9 protein-coding genes and 4 pseudogenes are annotated in these 11,004 nt (G+C 70.1%); 7 read left to right on the plus strand and 6 right to left on the minus strand.

Features of this window, described 5'->3' with window-relative positions; translation table 11 throughout:
• Window positions 1-54: 54 nt before the first annotated feature.
• The 4 genes from ABT015_RS33005 to ABT015_RS33020 all read left to right on the plus strand — a co-directional run bounded on the left by ABT015_RS33005 (window position 55) and on the right by ABT015_RS33020 (window position 2,568).
• Entirely contained in the window at window positions 55-978 is a 924-nt protein-coding gene (locus ABT015_RS33005; protein ID WP_350885772.1) for a helix-turn-helix domain-containing protein, read from the plus strand.
• On the plus strand, window positions 971-1,162 hold the full coding sequence (locus tag ABT015_RS33010) for a DUF397 domain-containing protein (RefSeq protein WP_350885774.1): 192 nt from the start codon (window positions 971-973) through the stop codon (window positions 1,160-1,162). Before ABT015_RS33005 ends, ABT015_RS33010 begins: the two co-directional genes overlap by 8 nt.
• Window positions 1,163-1,227: 65 nt before the next feature.
• Window positions 1,228-1,446: a DUF397 domain-containing protein gene (locus tag ABT015_RS33015; RefSeq protein WP_350885776.1), complete on the plus strand. Its 219-nt coding sequence runs from the start codon at window positions 1,228-1,230 to the stop codon at window positions 1,444-1,446.
• A gap of 321 nt (window positions 1,447-1,767) precedes the next feature.
• Window positions 1,768-2,568: a maleylpyruvate isomerase family mycothiol-dependent enzyme gene (locus ABT015_RS33020; protein WP_350885778.1), complete on the plus strand. Its 801-nt coding sequence runs from the start codon at window positions 1,768-1,770 to the stop codon at window positions 2,566-2,568.
• 71 nt (window positions 2,569-2,639) lie between these two features.
• Here the strand turns inward: ABT015_RS33020 and ABT015_RS33025 are convergent.
• Window positions 2,640-2,867, minus strand: a pseudogene (locus tag ABT015_RS33025) (DUF3291 domain-containing protein); the annotation flags it as partial.
• Window positions 2,868-3,178: 311 nt separating this feature from the next.
• Between ABT015_RS33025 and ABT015_RS33030 the strand changes: the two are divergent.
• Window positions 3,179-3,745 carry an ATP-binding protein gene (locus ABT015_RS33030; protein WP_350885780.1) on the plus strand — a complete coding sequence of 189 codons (567 nt, stop codon included), beginning with the start codon at window positions 3,179-3,181 and terminating at the stop codon, window positions 3,743-3,745.
• Window positions 3,746-3,875: 130 nt separating this feature from the next.
• On the opposite strand, the gene ABT015_RS33035 is transcribed toward ABT015_RS33030, so the two are convergent.
• The 3 genes and pseudogenes from ABT015_RS33035 to ABT015_RS33045 form a co-directional block, all read right to left on the minus strand.
• Window positions 3,876-5,087 (minus strand): hypothetical protein, encoded by a 1,212-nt coding sequence (locus ABT015_RS33035; RefSeq protein ID WP_350885782.1) that lies wholly within the window; start codon window positions 5,085-5,087, stop codon window positions 3,876-3,878.
• Between the two features lie 833 nt (window positions 5,088-5,920).
• Window positions 5,921-6,265, minus strand: a pseudogene (locus tag ABT015_RS33040) (DUF3291 domain-containing protein); the annotation flags it as partial.
• 178 nt (window positions 6,266-6,443) lie between these two features.
• A pseudogene (locus tag ABT015_RS33045) lies at window positions 6,444-6,743 on the minus strand (dienelactone hydrolase family protein); the annotation flags it as partial.
• Window positions 6,744-6,872: 129 nt separating this feature from the next.
• Here ABT015_RS33045 and ABT015_RS33050 point away from each other — a divergent pair.
• Window positions 6,873-7,823 (plus strand): annotated as a pseudogene (locus tag ABT015_RS33050) (IS630 family transposase); the annotation flags it as partial.
• 297 nt (window positions 7,824-8,120) lie between these two features.
• On the opposite strand, the gene ABT015_RS33055 reads toward ABT015_RS33050, so the two are convergent.
• Both ABT015_RS33055 and ABT015_RS33060 read right to left on the minus strand, forming a co-directional pair.
• Window positions 8,121-8,462 carry a hypothetical protein gene (locus tag ABT015_RS33055; RefSeq protein ID WP_350885784.1) on the minus strand — a complete coding sequence of 114 codons (342 nt, stop codon included), beginning with the start codon at window positions 8,460-8,462 and terminating at the stop codon, window positions 8,121-8,123.
• A 622-nt stretch (window positions 8,463-9,084) separates the two neighbouring features.
• Window positions 9,085-9,843, minus strand: coding sequence for an SDR family oxidoreductase (locus ABT015_RS33060; protein WP_350885786.1), 759 nt, complete (start codon window positions 9,841-9,843; stop codon window positions 9,085-9,087).
• Window positions 9,844-9,941: 98 nt separating this feature from the next.
• Between ABT015_RS33060 and ABT015_RS33065 the strand changes: the two genes are divergently transcribed.
• A complete protein-coding gene (locus ABT015_RS33065) occupies window positions 9,942-10,844 on the plus strand; it encodes a LysR family transcriptional regulator (protein ID WP_350885788.1) in 903 nt (300 codons plus the stop codon).
• Window positions 10,845-11,004 lie beyond the last annotated feature (160 nt).

Here is an 11,004-nt window from a genome sequence, read left to right on the forward strand (position 1 = left end):
GATGAGTATCCAAATTTCTACGCTCCCGGGAAGTTCCCCCTATGGTGGTAACTGGTGGACCAGCGCTCGACGAGCGCGGCAGACTTGGCCACACTGCACGCCAGGAAGGAAGCCATGCCGCCACGCTCGAACCCAACGCTCCGTCAACGCCGACTCGGAACCGAGCTGCGGAGAATGCGCGAGCAAGCCGGGTTTGGCGGCTCACAACTCGGCCGCGTCGTCGGCATGAGCCCTGCCCAAGTGACGCAGATGGAGTCAGGCCGGATCGGCATCAGCGTCGAACGTCTTCACACCATCGCCGCCGCATGTAACTGCGCAAACCGGCCCTTGATCGATGCGCTCGCCGCCATAATCGCGGAGAGGGGAAAGGGCTGGTGGGAGGAGTACGGCGAAGTCCTCACGTCGGACTTCCTTGAGGTAGCCGAGATCGAGGGGTACGCCGAAAAGCTCTCCATGTGCACGACCACCTACATTCCGGGGCTACTCCAGACCGCCACCTACGCCTCCGCTGTGTTCAAGCGAATCTATCCACCACTGCCTCGCAAGGATGTCGACATCCGAACGGCGTTCCGCGTCCAGAGGCAGCAGGTCATCCGATCCGGCCGAGCGCCGTTCCGAGCGTTCATCCACGAGGCTGCACTGCGGATGCAGTTCGGCGGGCCGAAGGTGCTCGTGGACCAGCTTGACGCTCTGCTCGAAGATTCCCAGCAGCCCGGTATCTCCGTTCGCGTAGTTCCCTTCGCAGTCGACACCTTTCCCGGAGCCGGTGAGAACCTCACATTCGCAGAAGGGTCGGTCCCCGAGCTCGACACCATTCAGCTGGACGTCTCCCAAGGAGCCCTGTTCTTCGACTCTCCTGCGGACCTTGCCCGGTACCGGGCGATCTTCGCCCGCCTGGCCTCCACGGCTCTCCCCGAAGATGGGTCTCGAAGCTTCATCCGATCCATCAAGAAGGAACTGGAACAAACGTATGCCTGAGTCGACATGGCAAAAATCCAGCTTCAGCGCCTCAAGCAATGAGTGCGTCGAAGTCCGAACGGTCGACGGGCTGGTCGAACTCCGCGAGTCCGACCAGGGTCACCTCATCATCCCCACCACCCCCGCCCACTTCGCCGCCTTCCTCCAGGCCGCCCAAGCCGGCGAGTTCGACCACCACGCCTAGACACCCCACAGCGCAGGAAGTCGGCCAGCCCGACTTCCTGTGCCAAACAACCAACGGGACCCCAGATGACCAACATCGAGTGGCAGAAGTCGTCCTTCAGCGGATCCGGTGGCGACTGCGTGGAGGTCCGAACGGCCAACGGGACGGTCGAACTCCGCGAGTCCGACCAGGGCCACCTCATCATCCCCACCACCCCCGCCCACTTCGCCGCCTTCCTCCAGGCCGCCAAAGCCGGCGAGTTCGACCACCACGCCCAAGCGGCTGTTGTTCTGTCCCGAACTTGAGGAGTGCTGGTCGAACGGGAGCCACCCGAACTCCCGACCCGGCCGGTCCTCCCCCGCCGTCGTGACCTCCGCGTCCATCACATCGAGCGGCAGCATGACCGCGCGCACCGGGCGGAGGTCACGTCGCCGAGGGGCCCGGCCGCACGGCGGGCCAGAGCACCCACAGGCACGACGCCTGACGTACCGCCACAACCAGCGTCCTCGCAGCAGTGCGCAGCTTGTCACCCGAGCGGTGCGAGGCGAGGACGTCCGCAATGGCCGACCGGCGGCGACTGTGAAAATCGCTGTCCGACCACCGGAGCACGGTGGTAGACATCCGGCGTGGAAAAGAATCTTGAATTCCCCGACCTGTTGCGACTGATCGATGAACGGTCGACCGCCTTCCGCGCCGCGGTCGCCGCCGCGCCCGGTCTCGACGCGCAGGTGCCGACCTGCCCCGGGTGGACGCTGTTCGATCTGGTGAAGCACCTGGGCGGGGGAGACCGCTTCTGGGCCGCCATCGTCGGCGCGGAGCCCGCCGACGCGCCCCCGGCCGAGGCCGTCGCCGCGCGCGCCGCGCTGGAAGTGCCGCAGGAGCGTGAGGCCCTGCTGGCCTGGCTGGACGCGTCGACGCAGCTTCTGCTGGGCGCCCTGAGCGCGGCGGGACCGGAGAGCGGTTGCTGGACGTGGTGGCCCGCGTCGCAGTCACCGCGGACCGCCGGCGGTGTCGCCCGGCACCGGGTCCAGGAGACCGCGGTGCACACCTACGACGCCCAGCTCGCCGGGGGCGCCCCGCAGCAGCTGCCGGTCGAGCTGGCACTCGACGGTGTGGAGGAGTTCCTGTTCACCGTCTGCGCAACGCCGAGTGCCTGGCCGCACAAGCCCACGGCCTTCGACTTCCACGCCGCCGAGGGCCGCTCCTGGCGCCTCACCGTCGACGGCGACGGCGCACGCACCACCCGCGTCTCCGCGCCCACCGCCGCGACCGGCGAGGACTCGGACGCGGCCGGCGCCTCCGTCCACGGCACGGCCAGTGAGCTGGTCCTCTACCTGTACGACCGGATCCAGGCCGACACCTTGCACGTTGACGGAGACGCAGGGCTGCTCGACCTGCTCCGCGCCTGGGAGCCGGAGGAGAAGTAGCGCAGAGACATCTGTTCGCCGTCATTCGGTCGAGGCGTCTGACAGCGAACCCGGTCGTTCAGGCTTCCTTGTCAGCGAACCTGGTCGCTCTTCGGCCCGATGCCTTCGGCCCTGGCCGGAGTTCCGTCCGGGGCGAACGCTTGGTGGAAGGTGAAGGCGTGCGGCGCGGAGCCGTGGTCGTGGAGGTGTTCCAGCCTCGAAACCCCGTCCTGCCAGACGGGTATCTCGCCGTCGGCGACCCACCAGAACACGTAACCCGGGCGTCCTGTCCTCTCGAACCAGTCGTAACGTGTTTCTAGCGGGGTGAAGTAGAGCCACTGGGGCGGTGGTTTCGGGAGCCGTTGCTTCGGCGGTGAGTTTGGGAGCCACCGGGTCTGAAGGTGTGTGACATGCCGCCTTTGGAATAATGGGGGCTTTGGGCTGTTTGGCCGGGCAGGCTGTGCGAGTTGATCACGGTCGTGTCAGGAGCCCGTGGGTGTACAGGTCGCGCGAGTGGATCTTTGAGCGGATCCGGCGGGACCGCCGGTTGGATCCGACGGTCTCGGGGCGGGCGTTGGCTCAGCGGTACAAGGTGTCGCGGAACACCGTGGCGATGGCGCTGGTGTGTCCGGTGCCAGCGAAGCGGAAGAAGCCTCCGCCGCGCACGAGCGTGCTGGAGCCGGTGAAGGGCTTCATCGACGCGATGCTGCGCGCGGACCTGGCCGCGCCGAAGAGCCTGGAGATTCTGCTGGTCAAACCGGGCGCGTTCGCCGGAGCCGCCGCCTTGGCGCAGGCCCGGGCGGAGGGCGGATTCACCAGGGTGCACGAGGCGTTCTGGGCCGCGGCCAAACAAAAGGCCGGGGACAGGGAGGGCACCCGGATGCTGATCGAGGTCCTGCTGCTGCACCGTCAGCTGCCCGCCGCCGCAGTCGTGGCGGGGATGGAGACGGTGCTCAAGGTCGGCTCGGTCAGCACGGACCTGGTCGCGATCGAGGCCCGCAAGCCGATCGAGAACAGCACGCTTGCAGTGGCCACCAACTCGCCGTTCGCCGAATGGGACAGGATCTTCGCCGACCCCCGGCTCTGCGCGGCCATCGCCGACCGGATCACCTTCCGCTGCACACTCATCCAGACCGGCACCGAGTCCTACCGTTTCCAGGCCACCGAGGCCGAACGCCAGGCCAAGCCGCCGCGCTGACCGCACGTGTACCGGGCTTGCCACCGCACACGGTGGCAAGCCCGGCACATGTCGGCGCTGGTTCACGCCGGACGGCCAGAGCGGCGCCGGCACGGCTGCGGGGAGCAGCGTGGTCGCTCCGGCCCGACACTCACCAGGTGATCAGCGCATAGCCCGGGCCGCCTGCGCTGCCCGCGCCGCCTGCGCCGTCGGCACCGCCTGCGCCGTCGGCGCTGCCTGCGGTGAGGCTGCTGGCTCCGTTGCCGCCCTTGCCTCCCGTGGCGGCGTTGCCGCCGTTGCCGCCCGCGCCACCGACGCCGGTCCCGGCGGGCGGGGTGACCGCGCCGACGGGCGCGGCGGCGACGGGAGCACCCGCGCCGCCCGCGCCACCGGTGCCTCCGGCCTCACCCGGGCCGGCGACAGCTCCGCGCCTGCCCTCGCCGCCGGTGACACCGGCATTGCCGGGGCTGCCGCCCTGGCCGGCGGATCCGCTCGCGCCGAGCACTTTCGCGACGGCCGTGCCATCGCAGATACCCAGACGAATGAAGGAGGCCGCGCCGCCTCCGCTGGACGCCCCACCCGGCGAGCCACCCGCGCCACCGGGCGCGGTCGCCGCGCCGATCCCGCCGCCGTCACCGCCGCTGCCGCCGCCACCGCCCGGACCCCCGCCACCCGGGAGCCCCGAGTCGCCGTTGTACGCCTTAGCTTCGTCGAACGTCCGCTGGTTCTCCACGCCAGTGGAGAACCTGCCGCCATCGGCGCCGGCGTCCACGCGTCCACCCTCGCCGCCCGGACGTCCGGTTCCCCCGCTCTTCCCGTCGGCGGTCACGATTCCACCGCCACCGCCACCGCCACCGGCCGCGCCGCCACCGCCGCCCGCCGAACGCATAGTGTCGATCGTGACCTCCAGAACGTCTCCGGGGTCAACGGCGAGCGTGCACGCGACGTAGCTTCCGGCCTGACCCGCGCCACCGCCGCCACCGCCGCTGCCGCCGGCCCCTCCACCGCCACCGCCACCACCCAGGGTGTCCGGGATTCCCAGATTCGAACCGCCGCCACCACCTCCACCGCCGGCCCCGCCGGCCCCACCGCCTCCGCCACCGGGCGCCCCGGGCGCCCAGGCGTACACGGTCACCGACGTCACCCCCGCCGGCACCGTGAACGACCCGCTTCCGGTGAACGCCATCTGATGGGTCGGCTGAGCTGCCGGGGCGACGGCCTGCGGTACCCGGGTGTCGCTCGCGCCCGCGGGGAACGGCGCGGCGAGGGCGCCCGTCGTGGCGGCCAGGGCCACGAAGGCCGCGGAGACGGCGGGCAGCCGGCGCGCTCGGCCCGGCCCGGTGACTATGAACGGTGTACGCACGGATTTCTCTCCTTCGATGAACCTGCTGCGGTCGTGCGGCCAGTGCTCCGGACACCTCGGGCGTCGTGCCAGGCCGGTGGTGTCACCGCCGCGAGTCAAGCGTGTACAGAGCGCCCTTGCCCCGATAGCCGTGAAGGCCAATCAGGTGGCGTCTGGTAGCTCGACACGGCGAACGGTGGGGAAGGGGCCGTGCTTGAGACGGTCGGTAGCACCGGCCTGCATCGTCGTCGTTGGCCGGGACTGATGCCCGATTGCCGGCCGCTCCTGGCCGTCCCTGCCGTCTGCTGCTCCTCGAAGGCGGCTTGGCCAACCGCGACAGCTTCCCGCTGGCCGCCGGCCCCAAGCCCGCCTGGCCGCCCTTGACGACTACCGGCTGACCGTTCACCGGCCCAGCGGGCTGCCCCGTTCGACGACGAGATCGCCCTGACCCGTGAGTGGCACCGGGCAGGTGTCCCTGTCGGTGAAGGTGGCCATGGCGGACGAGACGGTGTCTCCCGGGATCGCCGCCCTGCGACAACTAGGGAATGCCGATTACGACAGGGGCCAGTGCTCTCGTCGAGGACGGCCAGGCTGGGCTGTCCGGGGAGACGGCGCCGCGCCCTTCAACCGCACCTGTCAGGGACACGGGGCAGGAGGGCCCGGCGCCCTCAAGCTACCCAGGGCAGGGACCGCCACCGCGGTCGCCCCCCGATCAGAAGTCACCCGATAGGGGTGGCTCCCATTCTCGCCGACGATCATGAACCTGTGGCACAGTCCGACGCCTTCACAAATGGACCAACGTGGCTCCCGAAACCACCGTCCCAGTGGCTCTACTTCACCCCCGCCGAAAACACGTAACGCCTGTTCAGCGCCTCACGGTGCAGACCGGTGTAGATGGCGTCGAAGGCGGAGTGCAGGTCGGTCCAGAGGGAGAGGGTCGCGGCCAGCGCGATGGTTTCCGCCGTACGGCCCTTGCCGTACCAGGCCGGGACGACGAACTCCCCCCATGCGCCCCAGTCCAAGTCGAAATGCGCGCCCTGGCCGTCGTCCGCCGCTTCGGCATGAGCGAGGTACCCGGGGTGCTGGCTGATCTTCTGGTAGACGGGCCCGCCGGTGTCCTGGAATTCGCGCGTGAGAGGTGCGGGATCGGCGACGGGTGACTTCAGGACGCCGAACGTGTACAACGCGAGATGAGGCATGCGTCTCTCCCTGGTTGAGGGTGCCTGGTGTGGGCCCGGCCGCGGGCGGCTCGACCCGAGGCAACTTCCTTACGAGCGTGGGCGATCGCCGAGGACCAGGTGGAAGATAGCCGCCTCCGCACCCCCTGTCGAAGTTGCGTTTTCCCCGCCCGGATGGCCTCTTGCACCAGCCGTCGCGGGCGCCCCGGGCGCCCGGCCGGGTCTGCGCCAGCTTCTGGGCGGGGAGCACCCCGAGGGAGAAGCCCCCGTAGACGACCTGCCGAGGCAGGTCCCCGGCCGCGCGGACGCCGCGCTCGATGATCTCGCCGAAGCCGACCTGCTGCGCGTAGCCGACGCCCTCCTCGACCGAGTCGAACGTGCGCCCGTCGAACAGGTCGGGGGTGTGCACGGCATACCCGGCCGCACGCAGTTCGTCGGCGAAGCCGACGACACCGGTGGTCAGCCCCTGCGCGTGGTGAAACAAGACGATCTCTGCCATGCCCGAACCGTTCCCGCCCCTTGACGTCGACTTCAGCCTGTTGCACGAACGATCGGAAATCTAGTGCCGCATCAGGCAACGTTCGCCCCGTCATGACGTGTCGTTCAGTTGCTGTGCTGGGCGTCACTGGACGTGATCCACGACTTCAACGCCGACGGCTTCGACTCCCCCTACCCGAAGTACCGGGGCGGGCGGCCCAGGACGTTCACGCTGCCCGAGCGCGCCGTGAGATCAAGAAGATCGCGAGGTCGAAGCCGGTCGAGCCCGGCCTGTCGTTCTCGACCTGGAGCCTGGCCAAGCTGGCCGACTTCCTGGTCGCCGAGAGGGTGGTCGACGACATCGGCCACGAGGGCCTTCGGGTCCTGCTCCGCGAGGAGGGAGTGTCGTTTCAACGCGTGAAGACCCTGGAAGGCCTCCCGCGACCCCGACTACGCCGCCAAGAAGGCCCGCGTCGAGCACCTCTACGCGATCGCCGACCGCGAGGTCGTACCCGAGGAGGGCGAGCCCGGAGTCGTCTTCTGCCTCGACGAGTTCGGACCGCTCAACCTCCAGCCCCACCCCGGCCGACAGTGGGCCGAGCGCGGCGGCCGGCCCAAGGACCCCGACCGCGAACCCCGCTCCCGGCGGCGGGCCACCTACAGCCGCCCGCACGGGGTGCGGCACCTGTTCGCCGCCTACGACCTGGCCAAGGACCAGCTCTACGGGCACGTCAAGAAGACCAAGAACCGGTCCAAGTTCCTGGAGTTCTGCCGCTACCTGCGCTCGCTGCACCCACTGGACGTGCGGATCGCGATCGTCTGCGACAACTACTCGCCGCACCTGAGCACGAAGCGGTGCCAGCGGGTCGGGTCGTGGGCGGCGGCGAACAACGTCGAGATCGCCGACACCCCGACGAACAGTTCCTGGCTCAACCGGATCGAGGCCCAGTTCACCGCCCTTCGCTACTTCGCCCTCGACGGCACCGACCACCCCAGTCACAAGGCCCAGGGCAGCACGATCCGCCGCTACATCATCCGGCGGAACAAGCACGCCGCCGACGAACGCCTACGCGAAGTCGTCACCAGTGCGAACGTTGCCTGATGCCCAGTGCTCGACGAACTCCCGGCCGTCGTCGCTCAAGGCGATTCCGGCCAGGACGCCCGCTGCCGCGCCCTCGGGTGAACGGTCGCGCAGGGCCCGCTCCGACGTCGCGACCCGGTGACGGCCCGCGGGGCGCGGCCCGGGGCTTTCCCGGCCGCCCACGCAGAACGCCCGGCCGGGGAAACCCCGGCCGGGCGTCCGGTCGAACTCACCGCGGCCCGGACAACAGGCGACCTGGTGGGACCGTCGGAGACTTCCGGATCGCCGGGCGGGCTCGCTGCCCGGCGGGCTCCGGTCTCAGGAGAAGACGACCGAGCGGAACTTCAAGCGCTGGTCGATGACCTGTCCGGGGAACATGGTGAAGAAGATGTCGCCTCCGCAGTCGGAGTCCGCGAAGACGGTGGCCATGGAGAGGGTGAGGTTCCTCGGCGAATCGGCCACCACGGTGTCCGAGGTGCCGGGCAGGTTCAGACACTCCTCGCTCCGCGGGTTCGTGAGAGCGTGCTGCCCGGTGCCGGGGATGTGGTAGATGAACTCGCCGACGGCGGCCTGGGCGGAGGTGGGGACGGCGAAGAGGAGGGCGCCGGCGCTGACGGCGGCGATCGTGGCAAGGCGAAGACGCGCGGTGGAACGACGCATGGCTGAGCCTTTCGAACGAGGCCGGGAAGTCGGCCAGGACCACGTTAAGTGGCCGATCCGTCACGGAGCCAGATGTCCGACAGTAGCCCTTTCGAGTGAATTGCGAACGAGGGCCGCCACTTCCCGGCACATCCGCCGGAGCGCGCCGTGACCACCGCAGGATCGCGTACCCGCCCAGGCGGCACGGCCGTAGGGCACCGGTCGCGCCCGTCAACCGCACGTCCGCCCGCAGTGGCACTGACACAGTCCCCGGCCGCAACCGCACCACCCTGGGCAGATCACCGCATCAGAGCAGCGAACCCGTACGACCCTCCCCCGGTGCGCTCCACCGTGTCCACTCCGGCCCACGTGAACCCGGACCCGGGCGGCTGATCACAAAGACGACCGCCGAGGACGACCTCGTCCCGATCCTCGGCCCGCCCCGGGCAGGGAGGCCCCGGCCCCCACTTCCGGCCCGCCTCCCGCCCCGGCGCCCGCACACCCGGCCGGCACGACAGCCGGACGGGATGTCACGACAGGGCAACCGTTGCCTGCTGCGGCACTGGAAGGCGAGTTCGACCCATGTCGGTCTCTTCCCGGCCCGGGTTCCGACTCCGCGCGGGGCCGCCCGCTCCCGGAGCGCCTAGAGTTGCGAGGCCCCTCCGTCGACGGGGAACTCCGCTCCCGTCGAGAAGGTCGCGCCGAACGCCAAGTACGCCACCGCGGCGGCCACTTCCTCGGGCGCCCCCAGCCGCTGCATCGGGTTCGCGCTCCGGTAGGCGTCCTTCGTCGTCTCGATGGCGTCGGCGGGCACGGAGCGGTCCAGGATGCCCGTGTCGATCGGTCCGGGGCTCACGGCGTTGACGCGCACCTTGCGCGGCAGCAGCTCACGGGCCAGGGTGCGCGTCATCGACCGCAGGGCCGCCTTGCTCGCCGAGTAGACACTGAGCGCGTCGAGGCCCAGGACGTTCACCACCGACGTGGTGAGGACCACGCCGCTTCCCTCGCGCAACAGCGGCGCCAACGCCTGCACCGTGAAGTACGGGCCCTTGGCGTTGACGCCGAACAGCGCGTCGTACATCTCCTCCGTCGTCGAGTCGAACGGCGCGGAGGCGGTGACGCCGGCGTTGACGAACAGCGCGTCCACCGCGCCGAACCGCTCCTGGACCGTGCCGGCCAGCGCCTTGATGTCCCTCAGGGACGCGGTGTCGCTGCGGACGGCGATCGCCCTGTCCCCCAAGTACTCCAGCGCGGCGTCCAGGGTGGCTCGGGTACGGCCGGTGATCAGTACGTGCGCCCCACCGTCCGCGAACAACCGGGCCGCGGCCAGGCCGATGCCGCTGCTTCCGCCCGTGATCACGATCTTCTTGCCGTCATACGTCTTGCCGTCATAAGTGGTCATGCCCCAAGCCAAACGCCCACCCGCACACCCCGTCCAAGACCTGTTCCGCATGCCGCCATGCCCCAGGCGCATGACGGCGCGCGGCGTACCCTGGGCGGATGGACCTCGACCTGCGGCTCGTGCGCTACTTCACGGTCGTGGCGGAGTACGGCAACTTCGGCCGGGCCGCCACCAGGCTCCACCTGGCGCAGCCGTCGCTGAGCCGTCAGATCCAGCGGCTGGAGACCCAGCTCGGTGTCCGGCTGTTCGACCGCTCGCCGCAGGGCAGCAGCCTCACCGACGCCGGCCAGGCCTTCCTTTTCAGGGCCCGGATACTGCTCCAGGAGGCCGAGCAGGCCGCTCACACGGCCAGAGCCGCCGTCCAGCCCCGAACCATCACCGTCGGCTACGCCGAAGGACTGGTCATCACCGCCTGTGTGCAGGAACTGCGCCGCCGGCACCCTGACGACCGGGTCCGTACCAGGCACCTCGACTGGCGGGACACGCACGCCCTCGCCGAGGGGCGGGTCGACGCCCTCGTCGCGTACAGGCCCCTGCCCCTGCCCACGGACGGCTTCCGGGTGACCGAACTGCGCGAGGAGCCGCGGGTCCTGGTCACGTCGACGAGTCACCACCTGGCGAACGAGAGGACCGTCAGCCTGCGGGCCCTGTCGGACGAGGAACTGATCGCCTGCGCCAGCACCCCGGTCCTCTGGAGCACGCCCAGGCCCGTCGGCGACCGCCCGGCACCACCCCCGCCCGCGGTCGACGACAGCTTCGAGGACAAGCTGGAACTCGTCGCCACCGGCCACTGTGTCGCGATCTTCCCTGCCGGCGATCGACGCGCCGCTGTGCGCGAGGACATCGCCCTGGTGCCCGTCATCGACATCGACCCCTGCGAGGTCGTGCTCGTCACGCGCGCCGACGACCCCAACCCGCTGCTCGGACAGCTGGCAGACGTCGCACGCACACTGCTCGGCGCGGCCTCCCGGCGGGAGAACGACGGACTGCCGGTCAACTGAACCCCTCGCCTCCGAGAGGAGTCGGCTCAGCCCGCCCGACGCCCGACCGCGCAGGAAGTCGGCCGGCCGACTCTGCTGGCGAAGTATTTGATCTGGGTCAGGCCGTTGCTGTGATGCCGTGTTGGGTGCAGAGTGCGTGGACGCGGGTGGGGCGGCGGTC

The sequence above is a fragment of the Kitasatospora sp. NPDC094016 genome (genome assembly GCF_040304045.1).
Lineage (GTDB): Bacteria > Actinomycetota > Actinomycetes > Streptomycetales > Streptomycetaceae > Kitasatospora.